The organism is Microbulbifer mixtoriginis (SeqCode), assembly GCF_052467515.1.
In genome coordinates, this window is the sequence record NZ_CP174314.1 from 4,102,378 (window position 1) to 4,124,447 (window position 22,070).

18 protein-coding genes are annotated in these 22,070 nt (G+C 55.7%); 2 read left to right on the plus strand and 16 right to left on the minus strand.

Annotation, left to right across the window (positions count from 1 at the left end; translation table 11 throughout):
• Window positions 1–136: 136 nt before the first annotated feature.
• The 6 genes from ACJJIT_RS17710 to ACJJIT_RS17735 form a co-directional block, all read right to left on the minus strand.
• Window positions 137–2,308: a mechanosensitive ion channel domain-containing protein gene (locus tag ACJJIT_RS17710; RefSeq protein WP_444900929.1), complete on the minus strand. Its 2,172-nt coding sequence runs from the start codon at window positions 2,306–2,308 to the stop codon at window positions 137–139.
• Between the two features lie 117 nt (window positions 2,309–2,425).
• Window positions 2,426–3,061 carry a DUF6515 family protein gene (locus tag ACJJIT_RS17715; protein ID WP_444887887.1) on the minus strand — a complete coding sequence of 212 codons (636 nt, stop codon included), beginning with the start codon at window positions 3,059–3,061 and terminating at the stop codon, window positions 2,426–2,428.
• 92 nt (window positions 3,062–3,153) lie between these two features.
• Window positions 3,154–4,281 carry an efflux RND transporter periplasmic adaptor subunit gene (locus tag ACJJIT_RS17720; RefSeq protein ID WP_444883605.1) on the minus strand — a complete coding sequence of 376 codons (1,128 nt, stop codon included), beginning with the start codon at window positions 4,279–4,281 and terminating at the stop codon, window positions 3,154–3,156.
• Window positions 4,278–7,373, minus strand: a complete 3,096-nt coding sequence (locus tag ACJJIT_RS17725) for an efflux RND transporter permease subunit (RefSeq protein WP_444883604.1) — start codon at window positions 7,371–7,373, stop codon at window positions 4,278–4,280. Before ACJJIT_RS17725 ends, ACJJIT_RS17720 begins: the two co-directional genes overlap by 4 nt.
• Window positions 7,374–7,751: 378 nt before the next feature.
• Window positions 7,752–8,567: a LytR/AlgR family response regulator transcription factor gene (locus tag ACJJIT_RS17730; RefSeq protein WP_252084319.1), complete on the minus strand. Its 816-nt coding sequence runs from the start codon at window positions 8,565–8,567 to the stop codon at window positions 7,752–7,754.
• A 4-nt stretch (window positions 8,568–8,571) separates the two neighbouring features.
• Window positions 8,572–9,660: a sensor histidine kinase gene (locus tag ACJJIT_RS17735; RefSeq protein ID WP_444899197.1), complete on the minus strand. Its 1,089-nt coding sequence runs from the start codon at window positions 9,658–9,660 to the stop codon at window positions 8,572–8,574.
• 120 nt (window positions 9,661–9,780) lie between these two features.
• Between ACJJIT_RS17735 and ACJJIT_RS17740 the strand changes: the two genes are divergently transcribed.
• A complete protein-coding gene (locus ACJJIT_RS17740) occupies window positions 9,781–10,242 on the plus strand; it encodes an EVE domain-containing protein (RefSeq protein WP_444899198.1) in 462 nt (153 codons plus the stop codon).
• A gap of 61 nt (window positions 10,243–10,303) precedes the next feature.
• On the opposite strand, the gene creD is transcribed toward ACJJIT_RS17740, so the two are convergent.
• From creD to bioD, 7 genes are all read right to left on the minus strand, one after another.
• Window positions 10,304–11,677, minus strand: a complete 1,374-nt coding sequence (gene creD / locus ACJJIT_RS17745; protein ID WP_444899199.1) for a cell envelope integrity protein CreD — start codon at window positions 11,675–11,677, stop codon at window positions 10,304–10,306.
• Between the two features lie 124 nt (window positions 11,678–11,801).
• A complete protein-coding gene (gene creC, locus ACJJIT_RS17750) occupies window positions 11,802–13,226 on the minus strand; it encodes a two-component system sensor histidine kinase CreC (RefSeq protein WP_444899200.1) in 1,425 nt (474 codons plus the stop codon).
• 1 nt (window position 13,227) lies between these two features.
• The gene (gene creB, locus ACJJIT_RS17755; RefSeq protein ID WP_444899201.1) at window positions 13,228–13,914 is read right to left on the minus strand and encodes a two-component system response regulator CreB; all 687 of its coding nucleotides are present in this window, start codon (window positions 13,912–13,914) and stop codon (window positions 13,228–13,230) included.
• A gap of 59 nt (window positions 13,915–13,973) precedes the next feature.
• A complete protein-coding gene (locus tag ACJJIT_RS17760; protein WP_444899202.1) occupies window positions 13,974–14,642 on the minus strand; it encodes a nitroreductase family protein in 669 nt (222 codons plus the stop codon).
• Between the two features lie 10 nt (window positions 14,643–14,652).
• Window positions 14,653–14,844 (minus strand): DUF3094 family protein, encoded by a 192-nt coding sequence (locus ACJJIT_RS17765; protein WP_252084312.1) that lies wholly within the window; start codon window positions 14,842–14,844, stop codon window positions 14,653–14,655.
• 111 nt (window positions 14,845–14,955) lie between these two features.
• Window positions 14,956–16,737 carry an acyl-CoA dehydrogenase C-terminal domain-containing protein gene (locus ACJJIT_RS17770; RefSeq protein ID WP_444899203.1) on the minus strand — a complete coding sequence of 594 codons (1,782 nt, stop codon included), beginning with the start codon at window positions 16,735–16,737 and terminating at the stop codon, window positions 14,956–14,958.
• A gap of 117 nt (window positions 16,738–16,854) precedes the next feature.
• Window positions 16,855–17,547 (minus strand): dethiobiotin synthase, encoded by a 693-nt coding sequence (gene bioD / locus ACJJIT_RS17775; protein ID WP_444899204.1) that lies wholly within the window; start codon window positions 17,545–17,547, stop codon window positions 16,855–16,857.
• A gap of 228 nt (window positions 17,548–17,775) precedes the next feature.
• Here bioD and ACJJIT_RS17780 point away from each other — a divergent pair, with 228 nt between their 5' ends.
• The gene (locus tag ACJJIT_RS17780) at window positions 17,776–18,264 is read left to right on the plus strand and encodes a L,D-transpeptidase family protein (protein WP_444887876.1); all 489 of its coding nucleotides are present in this window, start codon (window positions 17,776–17,778) and stop codon (window positions 18,262–18,264) included.
• Here ACJJIT_RS17780 and bioC read toward each other — a convergent pair.
• The 3 genes from bioC to bioB are packed head-to-tail and all read right to left on the minus strand — an operon-like array spanning window position 18,255 to window position 22,038.
• Entirely contained in the window at window positions 18,255–19,802 is a 1,548-nt protein-coding gene (gene bioC, locus ACJJIT_RS17785; protein WP_444899205.1) for a malonyl-ACP O-methyltransferase BioC, read from the minus strand. The two genes, ACJJIT_RS17780 and bioC, sit on opposite strands and share 10 nt — an antisense overlap.
• On the minus strand, window positions 19,799–20,992 hold the full coding sequence (gene bioF, locus ACJJIT_RS17790) for an 8-amino-7-oxononanoate synthase (RefSeq protein ID WP_444899206.1): 1,194 nt from the start codon (window positions 20,990–20,992) through the stop codon (window positions 19,799–19,801). Before bioF ends, bioC begins: the two co-directional genes overlap by 4 nt.
• Complete coding sequence (gene bioB / locus ACJJIT_RS17795; RefSeq protein ID WP_444888898.1) at window positions 20,989–22,038, minus strand: biotin synthase BioB; 1,050 nt, start codon at window positions 22,036–22,038, stop codon at window positions 20,989–20,991. Before bioB ends, bioF begins: the two co-directional genes overlap by 4 nt.
• Window positions 22,039–22,070: the final 32 nt, after the last annotated feature.

Consider the following 22,070-nt stretch of genomic DNA (forward strand, 5'->3'; position numbering starts at 1 on the left):
TGTAGATATTGCACGAACGCCCAATAGCAAAAGGCTGCAATAAAAATAACAGGGATGAAGCCGACATCACCGTCGGCCGTTTGGAAAATACTACGCCTGTTCACCGCAACTCAAGCCCGATGCTCTCCCTGGGTTACTACTTTTTCCCTGCGCGAGTAATCATTGCCGGTGCATCCCAACTGCGCAGGTGCAGATCTCGCTGTGGGAAAGGCACCTCGATACCCTTTTCACGAAATTCCCGCAACAGTTCTAAATTGTAAAGCGCATAGGAGTCACCCAGAGATGTGACCATGTTACTGTTCACCCATACCACCAGCTTAAAATTCAGCGCGCTATCGCCAAATTCCATCAGCCAGACTTCAGTTTTACGCTTCCAGTCGGTATGAGTGATATTGACCCGCGAGGCGGCCTCCAGTGCAGCTTCCCGCACCAAGTCTGGATCGGAGGCATAGGAAACACCAAAGGACACATGAATACGACGCACCGGGTCATCAAGGGTATGGTTAATCACCCGCCCAGCGACAAACTCGGTATTCGGTACCAGGATATCCACATTGTCGCGGGTGGTGATACGGGTTGAACGTACATTGATATCGCGGATTCGACCAAAAACACCGGATTCCAGCTCTACCAAGTCCCCAACCTTCAAGGGCCTTTCGAACAGCAAAATAAGCCCGGAAATGAAATTGGAAAAAATAGCCTGCAAGCCAAAACCAATACCTACAGATAGGGCTCCAGCCACCAGTGCCAGCTTGGAGGTATCCAGGCCGAGCATACTCAACACCACAATCAGGGCGACGCCGATATAGGTGTAGTGCAATACGCGACTCAGGTTATACATGGAGGATTCGCTGGCGTGTTCCCTGCGTACCAGCCGGCGTAGGAAGGCGCGAGTCAGCACCGACAGCAACCAGGCGCAGACCAACACAAATGCCATCCTGGCAATCAGGCGCAACGTAATTGGGTTTTGCGCGATAGTAAACAACTGGTAATCCGCCAGAGTGCGCCAGCGTTTGTATACCTGGCGGCCGGTTAGCGCCAAACGTTCGCGAACCGTGGCCCACCAGCCCTGGCGCTCGCGGTAAACTTCAAGTTGGGCCTTCTCGTAGCGCTGGATATCCTGCTCCAAGTCGTTGGCCCGAGCCAGACCACTGCCGATCCGTTCAAAGTAGGCCCACCAACGGCTCAGATCGGCACTTTCCTCCTCATCGCGCCAAGCCACCACCTGCCGCTGTCGGATCGCCAGCTCCCGCGAAGTGCTATCGATCACCGCATTGGCATTCTCCAGCAGCTCGCGACTGACAACCAATGTCTCCTCGCCCGTTTCTGGATTCAATACGCGGTTGATGGATTGCAGTAACTCACTCTTGCGCTTACCCAGGTGTTCCTCTAAAAGGTCCACCTCCAGTTGCATCAGGGTGAGGTCCTTTTTCATATTGACGTCGGGATCAGTGGAGGGCTCGGTAGTGCTCTGAATACTGGTGCGAGTAGCGGCGATACGCTCAATTTTCTTATCGCTGTCGGTGATGGATTTCTCCAGCTTTTCGGCATCCTTCTCACTGAACTGCAGGTCGTCGAGCATACCGCGCAGCTTGGTTTCCGACAGTTCGATTTTTTCCTGCCAGGTGCCGAGAAACTCATTCACCGTATCCAGCTGCTCAATAATATTCAGGTGATTGATCTGCGCCAATAAAAGCGCTTGTGCCGCCTGATCTTCTTCCTCACCTTTGGCATCACGCAGCACAATTACCTGCTTGCGCAACTGCGCCAAGGATTGCGATCGGCTAGCGCGCAGCTGCCGCGCCTCTAGCTGCACACCACTCAGGCGGCGTTGACCGCGGCTAATGGCCGCATCGGCGCGGGCCCAGTCGAGTACACTAGGGCTTTCCGGAAACTTCACCTCCGGCATCAACTCAACTTTTAAATATTCCTGACGCTTCTTCCAGGTGACCTCCACCCCCTCCAGGCTCTGGGTAATTTTTTTCGCCCCTTTTTGCAGCGCCTCATCCTCTTCAGGTAATTCTTGCTGCCACTCTTGCCAACCCTTTTTAATGGCCTGTAGCCACTCTCGTCGCTGCTCCGGCGATGCATTGGTCCAGCCGGTCCACCAATCTGCAGAAGGATCGGCAAACTCAGGCACCACCGCCTTGAATTCCTTGGGCTTGGAACCGGGTAACTGGGCACTAGCGGCCAGAGAGCAAAGGGCGAAAAAAATCAGGCAGAAGGCGATCGGAAAAAAGTGGGAAAGTCGTTGCCCGGTGCGAGTCTTAGGCTTATCAGTAAAGAAGTAACCACCAACACCCAGCATAAAATACACATCTGTCCGTGAAGCAGTATCAGCAAGGGGAAGACCTTGCCCTTAGGGGCTTATTTCTTGAGTGTAGCCGAGAGCGGCCAGGCTCTCGGCTCTTCAACTTAAAGGGGCTCAGTAGCGTCTGCGCCCATAGCTGCGCATACAATTGAGGTATTGTCTGCGATAGGCGCGAGTACTAACCACAGATACTCTTCCAGGTCTATGCACACTTCTCACCAGATTGGCTGCTCTGGCCTTGCAAAACACTTCCCTACGGCCGAGATTTCTGTCAGGGCGGCGGACATTTCTCGAATGACGTAGCTGGCTGACATTGCGGGAGGATTCGTATTTAGGAGGATAGGCTCGGGTAGATTCGTAATTGGGCGGATAGGCACGCGGGTAAATTCTTACTTCGGGTGCTAGGGGATTGCGATTGTAATTGCGCCAATTGGCCGGAGGGGTAACCACCACAAATTGGTTGTCTTTAGGGTCAAACTCGAAGAAAGTGCCATTCCCCGCTCGCCGGTAATCCTTGCCACCGAGGTAAAAGGATGTGCCTGTTGGTACTTCCGGCACTCTAGCCCCGAGTGGTGGCTCCACACGGGTGTAACCATCTGGTCCCTGCCGGTAGAAATATCCATCTGCATAGAAATAAATTTCATTGTTGGCTTCGATAAGGCGCGCCCCGTCCAGAAGGGGCACCACCTGCGTCTCCGCGAGAGGTGCTGAGGCAATCGTCAGTAACAGCAGCGCAAGCAGGAAACGCATAAGACACCTCGACGAGCAAGTAAATGTCGCAGAAGTGTATTGTCATGGAACTCTGTTCCCCAATTTAATTGAAAGAGACTGGTATCAATATTTCAGTCAGCCACCGCCAGAACACTGCTGTCATCTTTATCGCGCACCACCTCTGATAATATCTTCACCTCCTGCCCCGGCTGCAGGCGCTCGGCACCGCGCACGATAACCCGATCGCCATCAGCGAGTTCACCGTAAACGGCTATCCACTCTCCATCACCGCTGCCAACACGAACCGACAAACGCTCCGCTTTATCCTCTTTATCCACACGGTAAACAAAGGTTTCGCCATTGCGTAACACCAAGGCGTCACGCGGAACTGCCATGGTGTCGCGGGCCTCAGACAGGGGGACTGCCACCTGTACCGGCATGCCCACTACCCAGTCCCACTGCTGTGAAGCCTTGCCGGGCAGCTGCACCATCAGCTTAACTCTGCGAGAGTTTTCGCTGGCCACAGGTACATACTGGCGCACATGACCGCTGATAATCCGTGCTTTGGCGCGCTCACTCTCGGAGAGGGACAAGGCATCGCTTCGCACCGAAATACTGTCGCCGGCACCAATCAGGGGCAGAGCAGCCAACGGAATATCTGCCTCCACCTCCAGCTGGGACATATCCAGCGCGCGTAACAGCTCGGAGCCGGTGCGGACATATTCCCCCGCCTGCAACTCGCGACTCACCACCAGGGTATCGAAGGGGGCGTCAATGTTGGTCTTACCAAGTTCATAGGCGCGCCTGTCCCGCTCAATCTGTGCGGCTAACAGATCCTGGGCCATCGCCTCGCGCTCGGCCTGCTGTTCCTCCAGCGCTGCACGGGAGGTGCTGTTGGTTTCCGCCAGTTTACTCAGTCGATGCAGCTGCGCGTCCAGGTAGGTGAGACGCGCCTTCAGCTGGGCAATACGACTTTCACTATTGCGCAACTGCAGGCGCCAATGGGTTCCATCCAACTGCGCCAGGCGCTCACCTTTTTTTACCAAGCTACCGGGCTCAGCAACAAACTCCAACACGCCATCCAGTTCAGAGGAAATACGTATATCGCGACGGCTCACCACCTCCCCGGCGGACCACTGGCTAGCTGCCATCTGGCGGGTCTCAGCCCGATCCACAGTGACCGCCACGGCGCCACTCTGGGCCAAAACCTGTCCCACAGAGGTGAGGGACAGGACAACTCCGGCAAGTAACTTTTTCATTGGGAACTCCTCAGGGCCAGTCTTTGACGCAAGCCGGTAAATTGCGGCACAGGCAGGCGACCGGTCTGTAACAGCGCCGGTAATAAAATCAAGGTAAACAGAGTACTGACCGCCATTCCACCGACAATCACGGCAGCCAGACCGCGGTAGATCACACTTCCTTCGCCCGGAGCTACCAACAGGGGCAACATGCCGAATACGCTGGTCAAGGTACTCATAAAGATCGGCCGCAGGCGCAGGCGCAACGCCTGCTCCACCGCCTCTACCCGACTGGCGCCCGCGCCTTCCGCTGAGCGGGTCTGGTGTACTAACAAGATGGCGTTATTCACTACCAACCCCAGAAGAATAACGAAACCAATCATGGTGAGAAGATCGAGGGGCTGGAAGCTGATCAGATTCAGCAACTGCAGTGCCAAGACCCCGCCGACAGTAGCCAGCGGTACGGTTAACAGCACCAGCCCAGCATCGCGCAGTGAGCGAAACAAAGCACTCATCAGCAGGAACAGAATCAACAGCGCCAACAGGAAGTTCTGTGAAAGAGATATCAGAGCTTTATCCAAATCACTAGCGTTCCCCCCTACCAGGATACTGCCATCCTCGGGCAGAGCCTCGCGAATTTTCGGCAGCACCTCTTCCTCAAGCTGGGCACGTACTTCCTCTAGAGAGATGTCATCCGGTGGCACAATATTCAGGGTAATAGTGCGACGGCCATCTACTCTACGCAGATTGCCCGGGCCCACGGTGCGCTCCACACTCGCCAACTGGCTCAGCGATACCACCTCTCCACGGGGAGTGACCAACGGCGTATTCTGCAACTGTTCCGGTGTACTCCAAGGCTTGGCCTTGAAAATCATATCCAGGCGTTTTTCCCCGTCGAAGTATTCGCCCACATAGAGACCATTGCCGAGGGTGCGAATCAGCCCCCCCATATCCTGGCGGTTCCAACCCTGCTCCAGCATGGCGCGGTCGTTAGGGCGCACCGTCAGCTCTGGTTCAGACAGAGACAGACCCGGGTTAGTCTGCACTGGGGTGCCAGGCATCACCTCTTCCACCACTTCAACACCGCGGGCAGCCGCGCGCATTAATCCATCAGCATCGCGGGATTGCAGGTGCAGGGCGATATTGCGATCTCCACCAAAGCGGCTAAACAGGTTGCCCCTTGCGGCGAAGCCTTGAAAGTCGGGAATATCTACCAGGATCTCCTCACGCAACAGCGTCTCCATCTCCTTGGCCTGATCCATATCCTTAACACGCACGCCCATATTGCCGCCGCTGGGCCAGGTAATGATGTAGTAGTTTTTGAGAGCCGGCTCGCGCTCACCACTCATAAAGGGTGCCATGCGCCGGTCAAGTTCGTTGACGATATCCTTTTCGATAGTTTTGGTATTTGTAGCCGCGGGGAAATTCATCCATACATCCACCGCATCCCTTTTTACCGGCGGTAAATAATCGAGATTGGGTAATAGGAAATAAGTTGCGGCAATAGGCACCAGCAGAAAGCCACCGATCACCTGCCAGCGACGCGCACGGGTACCGGTCAGTGCCATAACCCGAGTGGCGATTTTCTCCCACACATGAGCCAGGCGATCCTCACTGGAAATCGAGGGCAGCCACAGTTTTGCCGCCAGTGGCACTATGGCAATAGCCGCCAACAGGGAAAATACCACTGCCACTGCAATCGTCAGAGCCAGATCACCAAAGACCTGTCCCTCGACACTGTTGAGGAAAAATACCGGCAGGAAGATCGCTACGGTAGTGGCAGTACTCGCCAGCAATGCACCCCAAACCTGACCGGCGCCCTGTTCCGAGGCCTCCTCTGGATTGCTGCCTTTTTCCCGCAGACGCACAATATTCTCCAACACCACAATTGCCGCATCGAGCACCATACCGGTAGCGAAAGCAAGGCCAGCAAGGGAAATCACATTGACACTGCGCCCAGCGGCGGACATGACAACGAAGGTGGATAAAAGGGAAATGGGAATAGCGGCTGCCACAATCAAAGTAGCGCGCATACGCCGCATAAACCACCAGAGCACCCCCACCGCCAGCAATATGCCCAAAATCATATTACCGCCAAGTAAATTGAGGGCGCGGTAAACGAATACCGAGGCATCGAAGGACTGCACCAGTACCAGCTGTTCGTTTTTCAGCTTGGTCTCATTCAGTTCCTCAACCTTCTGTTTTACCAGCTCCAGAGTGGCAAGCATATTGGCATCGTTTGCGCGGTTGATGCGCATAGAGACAGCCGGATTGCCATTTTGTGTAGCCACTCCGCGGGGCTCAGAGGGCCCTACACGCACCTCGGCAATATCACCGAGGCGCACCGGCTGGCCATCGCGCCACTCTAGCACCAGCTCGGATAAATCCGTCGGCTTGTACTCACCGACAAAACGCAGTGTGTAACGGCGACGCCCGACATCGGTAAAACCACCAGAAACATCTCTTGCCGAGGCCAACTGACGGCTGATCGCCGGCAACTGAATACCTAAATCGGCCGCTTTCCAAGGGTCGAAAATAACCTGCAGTTCCTCTTGCGCGGCACGACCGGATTGGGCCTCCACACTTGCCACACCCGGCACAGACTCCAGCTCCGGCCGCAAAACATCCTCAATCAGGCCGGTAAAGTCGTCGAGGTGGTTGGGATTTTCAGGCAGCTTCTGCAAAAAGAAATAAGTAAGTGCATTGGTACCACCGCCCCAACCACCTAGCATTACCCGCGGCGGTTCCGCATCTCGCGGCAGAGGCGGCAAGCTGCTCATACGGCTGATCACATCGATCAGCACCTTGTCCATGTCGGTGCCCATACTGAATTCGAGATTTACCCAAGCACCGCCACGGCCAGCATTGACCTCCATGGTTTCCAGGCCGGTGAGGCCCTGCAGAACCGATTCAATCGGCTCAACAATTTCTGCCTCCACCTCTTTCGGTGCGGCAGCACGCCAGCCCGCCTGGATAACAATACGCGGGCTTTCGATATCGGGGAAAAGCTGTACTGGTAAGCGGCTGGCAAGAAAAGCCCCCAGCAAGACGGCGAACACCACTACCACGCCGGCGGCAGCAGGATTTTTCAGTGCGGCTTTTGTCAGTGCCATTCCATAGGCCCTTAATTATATATTTACGGTTAGTGTGGCAGTGACCCAGACAAGTCCTGATCTATTTCACTGTCTCTGAAAAAACACTGGTGCAGAGATCGTAAACCTGCAGTTAGTATGTTGGTTCGCACCCGGTTTATTTTCTTGGAAAAAATACCATTTTTCTGGGAGTCATAGGCATTATTCCAGACACTCTAGCTCTGGGCCAATAACCGCACTTCCTGTGCCGTGCGATATGCCCGCGGCTGGAGAACAGCGGGCTAGGGAAAGGAAGATTAATGCAATAGGAGTTGCAAACAAGGCCGTTGCGACAAAGTGTCGGGAATATTCGATCAGGTTACTGAGTGAATTTTTATTTCCACTAGGCGCAAAAATACCTCAAAGAAAATGCTGCACTTTACTCTTATAGCTGCGGCTCATTTTCAGGCACTCGCCACTGTCCAACACCAGGTGATATTCACCATTAATATGCGCGCGAATTTCCCGTACACGGCTTAAATTTACGATAGTGGAGCGGTGAATACGCTGGAATAATTTTGGATCCAGCTGTTGCTCCAATTCCTTCATGGTAATGCGCATCACATGGGTTTCGCCCTGGGCGTGTACACACATATAGTCCCCGGCAGCGTCAATCCAATCGATTTCCCGTGCCGGTACAAGGGTGATCTTACCAGAGTCCTTCACGGCGATTTTGTCCGGGTAGGCGCTGCCGGCAAACTGGCCGCTGACCAGTTTCTGCTCCAGTGCCTCCGGAGATTCCTTGGTCAAATCCGCAACCGCCTCCAACAGCTGCTCGCGCTGTATAGCGATATCTGCCGTGGCCATTTTTTCCCGTGCGCGAGTCAGAGCCAGTTGCAGCCGCTCCTCTTCGATGGGCTTCAATACGTAATCTACTGCATTGACCTCGAAGGCCTCCACCGCATATTGATCATAAGCCGTTACGAACACCACCTGGGGCAGTTTTTCCAGAGGTATTTGCTGCACCAGCTGCAGGCCATTGACACCAGGCATCTGAATATCCACAAACGCCACATCCGGGTTTAGCTGCAGAATAATTTCCAGAGCCTCGCGGCCGTTGCCGCACTCAGCAACTACATCGACACCGGACATATGCTCCAGGCGTAGGCGCAGGCCGCGACGTGCCAGGGGTTCATCATCGACAATTACTGCGGTCAGGTTTTCAACTGCACTCATCTCGTTATTCCTGTTCATAGGGAATGCGGATATTCACCGACAGCCCACCCTGTGGACGGTTGTGGAAACGCACTCTCTGATCATCGCCATACAGAGCGCGCAGGCGCTCACAGGTATTGCGAATACCAACACCGTAACCTTTGCCTATGAGGCGCAACTCCTCTTCTGGCATACCCGGACCATTGTCGCTCACTTCGAGCAGTAACTCCCCTGCGAACACTCGCGCCTTGATATTGATCTCGCCACCGCTCTCTAGTTGAGAGATACCGTATTTAATCGCATTTTCCACCAGGGGTTGCAGTAGTAGGCTGGGCACTAGTGCCTTGGGCGAGTCGCCCTGCAGATCCAGCCGTACCCCAAGGCGATCGGCAAAGCGTACTTTCTCGATATCCAGATACAGCATCAGCGCCTCTACCTCTTTGGCCAGAGTGACCTTCTGCATGGGGTCGTTATCAAGGGAGTGGCGCAGGAACTGAGACAAGCGTGTGACCATATTGTTGGCGGTGCGCCCATCGTTATCCAGGATCAGAGTGGAAATAGCGTTTAGCGTATTGAAGAGAAAGTGGGGATTCAGCTGGTAGCGGAGCATCTTTAACTGGGCCTGATGCGCCATGGATTCCGCGCGCAGAGCCTTGGCCCGCTGAGTCTGTGAAGACCGATAATACTTGATGCCGTAATACAGTGCCGCCCAGGTGGTGAGAATCAGGAAGGAATAGGAAAACCAGTACATGGCCAGCACGGCCGGATGCTCATCGCTGTCCTTACCGTACAACCACAGGGAACCGCCAAACTTGATTGCCGCCCACACAGCGGCTGCACCAATCACCAGCAGCTGTGAACCAAAGAATCGAGTCGCCGGAGGCTTGTTCCAGAGGCGCTGAAAGCCGAAGCGCATGGCTTCACTGAGAAATATCCCCGCGACAGTAGCTACAGCGATATAACCCGAGTGGATCCAGTGGTCCTTCACCCAGAAAAAGCTCCCGACAAAAGTCAGCAGTGTGTAGCCGGCCCAACCACTGATTTGCAGGGCCCAGTACTGGGACCTGTGGCTCGACAGGCGCTCTGAAAGCCACTGAAATGCTTTGTTTCCCATAATCTCCCGCTAGAGGCGTAAATAAATAACGCCGATTTGACACTTTTGTATGGCTTCATACTAAATGGCGCCGATCGCCGGCGAAACACCAACCGGCGCAGCACAGGGACAAACTGCCGCATGACACACTGGTTATTCAAATCCGAACCCGATGAGTACAGCCTGCAAGACCTCGCCGCCGAAGCCAATGGCAGCGGTCGCTGGGATGGTATTCGAAATTACCAGGCGCGCAACTTCTTGCGCGATCAGGTCGCCGTGGGCAATGGGGTGCTGTTCTATCACAGCGCCTGCAAGCTGCCGGCGGTGGTGGGCACCGCCGAGGTAGTGCGCGCCGCCTATGCGGACCCGGCGCAATTCGACCCCGAGAGCAAGTACTTCGACCCCAAGGCCAGCGCCGATAGTCCGCGCTGGTTCTGTGTGGACCTGGCATGGCGCAGCGAATTCAAACGCCCGATACCCCTGGCAGAAATCAAGAAGGATCCACAGCTGGCGGAAATGGTACTGGTCAGGCAGGGGCGGTTGTCGATACAGCCGGTGCGCCAGGAAGAGTGGGATTACATCCTGAGATTGGGCGGGCAATAAAACCGGAAGCGAAAACTAGAACGGGGCGGTTACATACCACCCCGAAGTGATTTATCCCAGCTTACGGTTGTTCATCTTTACCGGGCTCGCCGCCCCTCTGGGTAGGGCTGTGCCCGACGTTGTACCAGTCCAGTTGACGAGTCAGTACCATAGTGCAGCCAAGCACCCCGAACACTAACAGCGAACCCATCAACAGGGCGTAGTCCTCAGCTCTGAGCAGACCATACAAGAGTGCATATAGGGCGGCCAACAACCCGGCGAAACCCAGACCGCGCTGCCAACTGCGCAACACCGCGCTGGCATAAAAACCAATTAGGCCCACACAGGCTGCAGCGGAAATTATGTAGGCTTTGGCGAAAGCGATATGCTCCGACAGAGACAACAGCAGCAGGTAAAACAACGCCAATGCCAAGCCCACCAAGGCATACTGCACCGGATGCACTGCCAGGCGCTTGAGTATTTCAAATAGGAAGAAGGTGGCAAAGGTCAGGGTGATAAACAGCAACGCATATTTGATCGCGCGATCTGTTTTTAGGTATTGATCCACCGGGTCGAGGAAGCTCACACCAAAGCGGCTGTTAATCAAGTTATTACAATGATCACTGCCCATACAGCGCTGCAGTATCTCCTCCAAGTTGGTGGCGAAAAAGCTGGTCTGCCATTCCGCAGTAAATCCTTGATCGTTTAAATCTCTACTACTGGGCAGGAAGTTGCCAAAGAAGCTCGGATGCGGCCAATCGGCCCTCATCATTACACGACTGTCACGACCCACCGGTACCAGGCTGAAGTGCTCGGTACCCTGCAGCTTGAGATCGAAGGAAAACTCCAGGGTTTGGCCGCCTTCCGAGTCCAACATTGGCAGCATAGCGTGCACACCATCACCGAGAATCGGTGCGCGACTGCCCGGGGCAAATTCCAATGTCTGGTTGTTCAAGCGCAATTTCAGATCGTTGCGGATACCGCGAATATCGTTGATACCTACCGATAAGTAAGGCGTGCTAAAGCGGTACTGATCCAAATTCGCTCCCAAGCCCAGTTTCTCCGGCACTCGGAACAAGCCACTGACCTTGCTATCGCTGTGGTACAGAAGCGCCTCATAGATACCCCGAGCACGCCGCTCGGTTGTCAGGTCGGCATCGAAGACAAAGCGCTCGGGAAGGAAATACAAGTGGCCGCGCTCTTCCCGCTGCTCTTTGTGCCTCTCACCGGTTTTTTCATTGGTTATCCACTTCCAGTATTTCTTGACGTAGGGCACCACTAAAATAGGGCCGGTAATTTGCTGGTTAAAGCTGGAACTGCGGGCAATATCCTTTAACACATCACTCTGATAACGCTTTCGCTCACTGATCAGGCCATCGATCATGGTCAGTGGAATAAGAAGCAACAAAATCAAAACAGCAATAGCGCCCAATTTAAAAGCCAGGGCTCGGTTCATGGTTCAGACCTCGGTATCCAATTTCGATAACCTCAGTCTGAGCTGCGAGTATGGATTGCCGATGGAGGCAATATGGAGAGTCTGGGGAGATTGTGTGGGGGCCAGTGGAAAGTAACCTTACCCATCAGGCAGCGGGCAAATTTAGACTGACCTCAACGCCACCAGGCACATTGCGGATCGACAGAGTACCGCCGTGTAACTCCGCCACCTCCTCAACAAAATTGAGTCCCAGTCCAGTACTCTTACGCCCGCCCCCAGGGCGCGGCAGCGAATAGAAGCGCTCAGTAAGGCGCCCTAGGGCATATTCCGGGATTGCCTCGCCCCGATTGAACAAGCACACCTTGACCCATTCTCCACAGCATTCGGCTTTGACGCGAATCAGGCCGCCATCCGGGGTAAAATCCAGCGCGTTGTCCAGTAGGTTGGCCAGGGCCTGCCGCAGCAGAAAGCGCTCACCGTACAGCTGCAGTGCCGGTGCCAGCTCTTGCTCCACATGCAGTTGGGCGGCACTGATACGAACTCGCTGAGCCTCGATTAGCTCCTCAACGAGCGGCGCCAGCGGTATCGCCACTCGCTCCTCCAGCCCCTGACGCTGCTCCACCTGGGCCAGATGCAGCAGCCGTTCGCTTAACTGCTGCAATCGCTCGGCCTCCCGCTGGATGTTGCCCACAAAACGCTGGTGCTGTTCGGTCGGCATATCACTATCGAGCAGTTCGGCGGCACCGCGAATGGCCGCCAATGGGCTCTTCAGTTCATGAGTCAGGGTGTGTACATAGCGCTCCACATAGTCCCTGCCCTCTAGTTCACTGCGCATCTGCTCTACCGCCACAGCCAACTGCCCCAACTCTCCACTGGGTAACTGCGGCGGTTTTACCCTGTGGCCCGCACTGGCAGCCTGGGCATAATCGGTTAGTTTCCCCAGAGCACGACTGAGCCACCAGGACAGAAGGGCGCCTACCAACAAGCCGAGCACAACCAGCCCCGCACCCTGCCAGATCAAACGATGCTGCGAACGCTCGATATAGGGCTGCAAGGTTTGATTGGGCTTGGCTACCGAAACCACGCCGATAATCTGTTCGCCATCGCGGATTGGCGCCGCCACATACATGACGGAAGAATCTGGATTATTGGGGTCTTCGCGGGTGGATCGGGCACCGTAATCGCCACGCAAGGTCAGATAAACATCGTTCCAACGGGAGTAGTCCCGCCCCACCGCGAGGCCACTGGAGTCAAGTAATACTGTACCGTTGGCATCGGTGACATAGATGCGGTGATTGACCTGGCTCTTGGTATACCCCCAGATACTCGCCTCCGGGCGGCGACGACCATAGGCTTTAAGCACTTCGGGTAAATGACTTTGAGCCAAGTTACCGGCGATCACCGGGTCGCGCAGGATTTCCGCCAATAGATTAGCGGTATCCACCAGGGTTTCCTCGGTGGACTGGCGCACGCCGGGGCGAATCTCATCCATCACCGTGCCCAATACAAACCAACCGGCCAGCCCTACAAACAGGAAATAGACGGCAAAAATGCGTATCCCGAGCGGCATATTATTGCTCCGGGCAACAACTATATCCGAAGCCGCGATGGGTTTGGATTGGCTTGGAGTCTGGCGCTATCTCGCGAATTTTTGCCCGCAGCCCTTTGATATGGCTGTCGACATTGCGCTCATACCCCACTTCCAAAGCCACCCCCAAAGCATCGAGCAATTGTGCACGGGAAAACACCCTTCCGGGCTGGGCCAGCAGGGTTTCCAATAGGCGGTACTCGTGGCGGGTCAGGGGCAATAACTGTTCGTGGAAGAGGATTTGGTAACTCGCCGAATCGATACGGAAAGGGCCTTTAGCCTCAGATAGCTTTACTCTCTCTGGGCGTGGCGCCACCCTTTTGAGGATGGCCTTGACCCGCGCTGCCACCTCGCGCGGGCTGAAAGGTTTCACTACATAATCATCAGCGCCAATTTCAAGCCCTACAACCCTGTCTATTTCCCCGTTGCGCGCAGTGAGAAAAATCACCGGCACTTCGGAGAAGCGTCGCAATTGTTTACAGGCTTCGAAGCCACTGATATCCGGCAGTCCCACATCCAGAATCACCAAGTCGAAAGACTCACTCTTCAGCAGTGCTAATGCCTCGCCGGCAAGCGCCAGCCAGTGAGTGGTAAAACCCTCGGCCTGCAGCGCGTAAATCAGGGTATCGGCTATTGCGCCTTCGTCCTCGACGATCAATATTCTTGGCATGGAACCCTAAGCTCAAATTCCACCAGTGTATCTATTTTTGCCGCGCGGAAAGCGGTAACTCAAATAAAATCAGCAATTTCATCCAAGGGTTTTCTGCCGATAGCTGGCACCTGAGCACCTTCAGCGGGCAACCCAGCCACCAGAATCATATAGGGTTTTTCCTGTATAGGGCGGCCAAGAATTTCATTGAGAAATTTCATTGGACTGGGGGTGTGGGTCAGGGTCGCCACACCGGCATTATGCAGGGCAGCAATCAATATGCCTGTGGCGATACCTACCGATTCCGCGGTGTAATAGTTTTTTAATCGCTCACCATTTTCCGCACTGGAAAACTTCTTCAGAAAAATTGCAATCAGGTAGGGCGCCGTTTCAAGAAAAGGCTTGTGCGCATCTGTGCCCAGGGGTTCCAATGCGTTGAGCCATTCCTCTGAGGCACGGCGCTGGTAAAATTCGCGCTCCTCCTCTTCCGCGGCCAGGCGAATACGTCGTTTAACCTCGGCATTTTCAACGACGACAAAATGCCACGGCTGCATATTGGCCCCGCTGGGAGCGCTACCTGCGGCACGCACGGCGTCTTCGATAACCTCGCGGGGCACAGGTTTAACTGAGAAATCCCGCACCGAGCGGCGCCGGCGCATCAAACGGAAAAAGTCCCCTGCGCGACGGCGCATCTCGTCATCGTCAAGGCAAGTAAAATCCAGTGGCTGAAAGTTTTTATCGGGCTCCATAGCAAGCCCCTCACACCACGCCTTTGGTCTGCGCGATCAACACGCTGATCAACGACAGCAGGGTCAGCACCACCAGGAGCATGACGAACAACAACCAGGGGCGGAAGGGCTTGCGCTCCACTTGGTTGACCGCGCTTTGCAGATACTGATCGACCCGGGCCTGGTCTTCCTCGGAGAGTCTCTTCTGGGAGATATTGGTCATTGGCTGTTTCGCTCTTTATTGTTTTCTCCCGAGTGTAGGAGAAAGCGAAAAGCGACTCCATAAAAAAAGCCCCGCAAGGCGAGGCTTTTTTAGAATCTACCGAGAGGGCTGTTAGAACAGTTCCTCTTCCAGATCCATCAGGGTGGCGCTACCGGCATTGACGCTGCTGGCGAGTGCCTGGGTGCGCGGCAGTAAGCGCGCAAAATAGAAGCGTGCAGTTTTCACTTGGCCCTTGTAGAAGCTGTCCGCCTCCTGCTTGTCCAACGCAACTGCAACCACCTTGGCCCACATAAAAGCGTAAGCCACATAGCCAAACAGATGCAGGTATTCCACCGAAGCTGCACCCGGCGCGTGGGGGTCTTCCTTGGTTGCGGCGATCATTTTCTCTGTGGCTTCGCGCAGGCGCTGCAACTCAGTTGCCAGCGGCTGTACAAACTCAGCCATCACCTCGCGATCAACCTGGCTAGCGATAAAACGCTGTACATCCGCAGCAAATAGTTCGAACAGGGCGCCACCGCTGGCGACGGTCTTGCGACCCACCAAGTCCAATGCCTGAATACCGTTGGTGCCCTCGTAAATCTGGGTAATACGCACATCGCGCACCAGCTGCTCCTGGCCCCATTCACGAATATAACCATGACCGCCGAAAACCTGCTGGCCGATTACGGTGCAGTCGAGGCCCATATCGGTGGTGAAGGCCTTGGCCACAGGGGTCAGTAAGGCCACCATTGCCTCGGCGTTCTTTTTCTCTTCACCCTCGCCGAACTTGGAGATATCCAGCCATTGAGCCACGTAAGTGGACAGGGCGCGGCCACCGCCCACCAGTGCTTTCTGGGTGAGCAGCATACGGCGCACATCGGGGTGCACGATAATCGGGTCGGCAGCTTTTTCGGGCTGCTGGGCACCGGCAGGAGAGCGGCTCTGGATACGATCGCGGGCGTATTCCAGGGCGTTTTGGTAGGAGCGATCAGAGGCGCCGAGGCCTTGGATACCCACACCCAGACGCTCGTAGTTCATCATGGTAAACATAGCGGCGAGGCCCTTGTTCTCCTCACCCACCAGCCAACCCTGAGCACCGTCGAAATTCATCGCACAAGTAGCGGAGGCTTTAATGCCCATCTTGTGTTCAATGGAACCACAATTAACGTTATTGTTCTCGCCGATGCTGCCGTCTTCGTTCACCTTGTACTTCGGCACCAGGAACAGGGAAATGCCTTTAGGGCCCTTGGGTGCGTCCGGCAACTTGGCCAGTACCAGGTGAATTATATTTTCGGACAAGTCCTGGTCACCGCCGGTGATAAAGATCTTGCTGCCGCTAATGCTGTAACTGCCGTCTTCGCGGGGCTCGGCCTTGGTGCGGATAATACCCAGGTCGGTGCCGGCGTGGGGCTCGGTCAGGTCCATGGCCCCGGCCCAGGTGCCCTCGTACATCTTGGGCAGGAATTTCTGTTTCAGCGCTTCACTGGCATGAGCATCGATCGCCAGACAGGCACCGTTGGTCAGTACCGGGTAGAGAGCGAAGGAGATATTGGAGGCGTTAATCATTTCCTCGACCTGAGCGCCCAGCATCTTCGGCATACCCATACCGCCGTACTCTGGGTTGCCCAACAGCGCGCCCCAGCCACCCTCACAGAAAGTGGCGTAGGCTTCTTTGAAGCCCGCAGGGGTGGTCACAACACCATCGTTCCAATCACAGCCCTCTTCGTCACCGCTGCGGTTAATCGGATCCAGGGTGTTGGAAGCCAACTTGGCCATCTCTTCGAGAATCGCATCTGCGGTCTCGCGATCCACAGCTCCGGCCAACCCGGGCAGTTCCGCCCAGAGTTTTTCCGCAGCAAATACTTCGTGCAGCAGGAAGTTCATCTCCCGCAGTGGCGCCTTGTAGTCGGCCATGCTCCCGGTCCTCATTCAGGTGTTTCAAACGCTTGTTTGAATCTAGGGCCGAAGGCGTACAAAGTCAACCAATTTGGGCCCTCTCGGGCCCGACTGAGAATGCTTTGATGAGGTGCTTTAGCTGGGTATCAGCGGGCGGATATCCAGGTGTTGAGCCGCTTCGCGGTAATCCCGCATCTCTCTATGGGGCAGCACACCGAGCAACGGGGCCGGCAGCAGGGCCTCAAGGGTGGCCAGGTTTTCCTCGGCCCGCGCCATGCCCGGACGGACGAAGTTGGCCACCCAACCCGCCAGAGGCAGCCCATCGTGGCGGATCGCCTCGGCGGTCAGCAGTGCGTGGTTGATACAGCCGAGCTGCATACCCACCACCAAAATCACCGGGGTATTCAACTCCCGCGGCAGTTGCGAAAGAAAGGCTCTGGGACCCAGGGGTGTGCGCCAGCCGCCGGCCCCCTCGATTAACACCAGATCAGCGCCGGCACACATCACACCCCGGCAGACTCCAGCCATGCGCGATACGTTGAGCTGCTTACCCGCCTCTATGGCGGCGATATGGGGGGCGATTGCCGGTTCCAGTGCAAAAGGGTTCACCTGCTGGTAAGGCAGCTGCAGAGTCATGGCCTCCTGTAACAGCAAGGCATCCTCATTGCGCAGCCCATATTCAGTTTGCTCACAACCGGAGGCCACCGGTTTTACCGCTGCGGTTTGCAATCCCACATTCGCGGCCGCTGTGAGTAGGGCCGCACTGACAAAGGTCTTGCCCACTTCGGTATCGGTACCGGCTACAAAATAACTTCTGCCCAAGACCAAGGCCTCCCCTATTCAAAAAGTTCAAATTTTTTCTTGTGGTGACTTTTCACGCCAGCCACTTGATGATAATTTAGTCGTGTAGCGCAGATTTTGAACAAATCAAGCCAAGCACTGATAACAAAGGCACGGGGCCGCGCTCACAAAATAATTCCCTCAAAAGGGGAAACTGCTCTGCAGGGACGCGGGAAATCTCGAAATAACTGAAAACATTCAAGCAGCTTAGAGACCATGCGATACCTGACTCTTGCCCTGTTGCTGGCGATGCCTCTGTTCGCCTCAGCAAAAGTAACTCCTGTCGATCATGTTGTTGTGTACAAGTCGAAGAAGCTGATGCAGCTGATTCGCGACGGCCGGGTAGTGAAAAGCTACACCGTCTCCTTCGGCGATAATCCCAGAGGACACAAGGTCCGCGAGGGAGATGAACGCACCCCCGAAGGGCGCTATACCCTCGACTGGAAAAACCCTAAAAGTCGCTTCTACCGCTCCATTCATGTGTCCTATCCAAATAAACAGGACCGTGCGCGGGCAGCCAAAATGGGGGTCAGCCCTGGCGGCGATATCATGATCCACGGCATCAAGCCCGAGTGGTCCTATATGGAGAGACACCTGCGCCGCAATAACTGGACCGATGGCTGTATCGCGGTGGCCTCCAATCGGGAAATGGACGAGATCTGGGCGCTGGTGAAAACCCCGATTCCCATCGATATCTACCCCTGATCGAGTTTACAGACCAGCTTCATATAGATGACCTCGTAGCTTACCGGCAGCCCTCTGGGCTGCCTGAGGCCTTCATAGGCTTCGGCCAGTTGCTGTAACCTGGCTCGCCCAGTCATCCCCCGCTTAGCGGCACGATTAATATTGTGTGCTCCCACGCCTTTTAATTCCTTCATCAGCTGGCGCAGGCTATCGAAATACAACAGGCGCTGCTCATCGAGCACCTCGCCATTTAATTGCGATTGCACCGCCGCTTCACGCCACTTTGCCAGGGGAAGGAAACGATTGACGTGTATATCGCCATCCACCTGGGCCCAGCTATTACGCAACTCTGCCAGCGTGCCCGGCCCCAGTGTCGCCACCAGGCAGAATCCCTCTGGAGAGAGTACCCGACGCAACTCGGTAAACAGCTGTGGCAAGCGATAGCACCACTGCAGCGCCATACTGGAAAACACCAGATCCACGCTGTCATCTGCTAGGGGCAACTGTTCAGCATCCGCAACAATATAATCATCAGCCTGGGGGCGTTCTGTGCGAGCGTAGCGCAACATATCTTCCGCCAGATCCAAGGCGATAATTCTCGCCTCGGGAAAATGTTGGCGCAGCAACTCACTACCAAAGCCGGTGCCGCTACCAAGGTCGACAATCGTGCGTGGCGTCCAGTGGCGATCCGCCATTTTCATCAACTGCCGGCACACCGCCCTCTGTATATGGGCGCAGTCGTCATAACTGGCGGCGGCGCGACCAAAAGAACGCGCCACCGCAGATTTATCGAAGGGCTCGGAAGTACCGCTATCAGAGGGAGACAGGCTCTCGACAAAATGCCGCAATCGCCCTGCCACTTGACGCGGCTGAGATAAATGCGGTTTATGACCACACCCCTCAATCACCTCTACCGCTGCACCACAGCCCTGGATCTCCTCTACGGCAGCTTGGGGCACCAGGGCATCCCGCTTGCCAAACAGGTGCAGAGAGGGGACTTTGAGTGTCTGCAGTAAATGGCGATTGTCCAAACCCGCCAGGCAGTCCAGGGCCCGCTTCCAGGCTTCGGCATTGATATTGGGGCGGCGCTCTTTCAGCTGTTTGAGCAGGTCGCGCATGGCACTGTCACCATGGGACTGCAGGGCACAAAAGCGCTCCCAGATTGCGTAAGGGTCCTGCACAAAGGCCCTGCGAAATCTCTCAAAAACACGCCGCTGCATACCCGGCCAGTTGTCCCGCTCCACAAAACAGGCATTGGCAGAGATGGTGACAACACCGAGGATTTTTTTCTGTCCCGGTCTGGCCGCCAACTGCAGGGCCAACATGCCTCCGAGAGAGTGCCCAACCAAAACACAGTTATTAGGCAGTTCGTTATACAGCCGCTGTAAAAGTGTCTCTAATTGTGGCCAGGGCTCGCCACTACGCTCCCCACACCCCGGTAATTCGATACAAGTCAAAGGTTGTGCCAGTTGTTCACGCACCGCTTCGAGTAGGGGCTGCCAGGGCCCTTTATCTCCCCCCCAGCCGTGCAGGAATACCAGGTTCTCTATCTCAATCACAAAGGCACCGCTATTTTTTCCTGAAGCACAGCTACGAGGGCATCGACCAAAGCATCAATTTGGCTGTGGTTATGGGAGGCACTCAGGGTGATTCTCAGGCGAGCGGTACCTCTGGGCACGGTAGGTGGGCGAATAGCGCCCACTAGAAAGCCGCGCTGCTCCAACTGTTTGGACACAGCCATCACAGTTTCTTCACAGCCCAACAGGAGTGGTTGAATCGCACTGGATGAATCCGTCAGAGGTAAATTCGCTTGCGCCGCACGCCGGCGGAAGTAAGTGATATTCGCCTGCAGGCGCTGGTTCAACTCGGGGGCATTGCGCATCAGTTCAATTGCGGCAATACAACCTGCCGCCACTGCCGGCGGCATACCGGTGGTATAAATATAAGGCCGTGCAAACTGCACCAAAAAATTGATCAACATACGCGAGCCGGCCACAAAGGCACCTGCATTGCCGGCGGCCTTTCCCAGCGTACCCATCAGTACCGGCACTTCATCCTGGCCGAGACCGGCGGCCGCGCAGCTGCCGGCAAGGGGCAGCTGTTTACTCCCCATCACTCCAAAGCCGTGGGCTTCATCCACCATTAGCCAGGCATCAAATTCCCGACACAGGGCAGCAATCTCCGCCAATTGAGCCCTATCGCCGTCCATACTGTAGACCCCATCTACCGCCACCAGGGTATTGCCACCGCGTGCGGCCGCCCTTTGCAGCTGGCGGCGCAGGGCTACTGGGTCGTTGTGGGCAAAACGCAAACTGTTAGCGCCACACAAGCGCGCGCCGTCTATCAGGGAGGCGTGGTTGAGCTTGTCGGAAATAACATTGTCCGCGCGGCCCAGCAGCGCACAGAGTGTCCCCACATTGGCCATATAACCACTGGAAAAAACCAGTGCGGCCTCGCGCCCGGTGACTTCGGCAAGGCTCTGTTGCAATTGTTGATGAACTTGAAGGTGGCCGTTAACCAAATGGGAAGCGGTGGCACCGGCGCCCAGCTCAGCACCGGCCTGCTGGGCACGGATAACTTCTGAGTGGCTTGCCAGTCCCAGGTAATCGTTACTACTAAAGGTCAGCAGCTTTCGCCCATCCACTACAGCGATGGGGCTGGGCGCCGCTTCCAGAGTTTTAATCTGGCGATAAAGATTGTCCCGATGCCGCTCATCGAGACGCTGGCGCAGGGTTTTATCCAGGGTCATTTGGCCGCATCGTAAAAGAAAGCGTCGTTTTGCTGCTCGGTAATCTGTGCATTCAACTCCGCTTCCACTGCGCTCTCATCGGCGTATTGTTGATACTCCTCCGGCTGGATACCCAGGCGGGAGAACAATTGCATATCCTTGTTGGCCTCGGGATTGGCGGTGGTCAGCAGCTTCTCGCCATAGAAGATGGAGTTGGCACCGGCGAGGAAAGCCATAGACTGCATCTCATCACTCATCTGTTCGCGCCCGGCGGACAGGCGCACATGGGACTTGGGCATCATAATGCGCGCTACGGCGATGCAGCGGATAAATTCGAAGGGGTCTAGGTCCTTCTCCTGCTCCAGCGGCGTACCAGCTACTTTTACCAACATATTGATGGGCACCGACTCGGGGTGTTCAGGCAGGTTGGCCAGTTGCATCAGCAGGCCGGCGCGATCTTTGTCGCCCTCGCCCATGCCGACAATACCGCCGGCGCAGACTTTCATACCGGCGGCACGCACGCGCCCCAGTGTCTGCAACCTATCCTGGTAGGTGCGGGTGGTAATAATCTCGCCGTAATACTCCGGTGAGGTATCCAGATTGTGGTTGTAGTAATCGAGCCCGGCATCAGCTAATTCCTGCGCCTGGTCATCATTCAACATCCCCAAGGTCATACAGGTTTCCATACCCAGTGCCTTCACTTCGCGCACCATCTGGGTGACGTAGGGCATATCCTTTTTCTTGGGTGAGCGCCAGGCAGCTCCCATACAGAAGCGAGTGGCGCCGCCAGCCTTGGCCGCGCGAGCTTCTTCCAACACCTTCTCCACTTTCATCAATTTTTCCCGCTCCAGCCCAGTATCGTAACGGGCGCTCTGCGGGCAGTAGGCGCAATCTTCCGGGCAGGCGCCGGTCTTAATGGAACAGAGGGTGCTGACCTGGACCCGATTGGGATCGAAGTGTGTCCGGTGAACCTGCTGCGCGGTAAACATCAGATCGCTAAATGGCATAGCGAAGAGATCCAGAACCTGCTGACGGGTCCAGTCGTGGCGGATATCGGCGGCGGGCATAGTCTGGGCTGCAGTCACAAGCTTACTCTCTC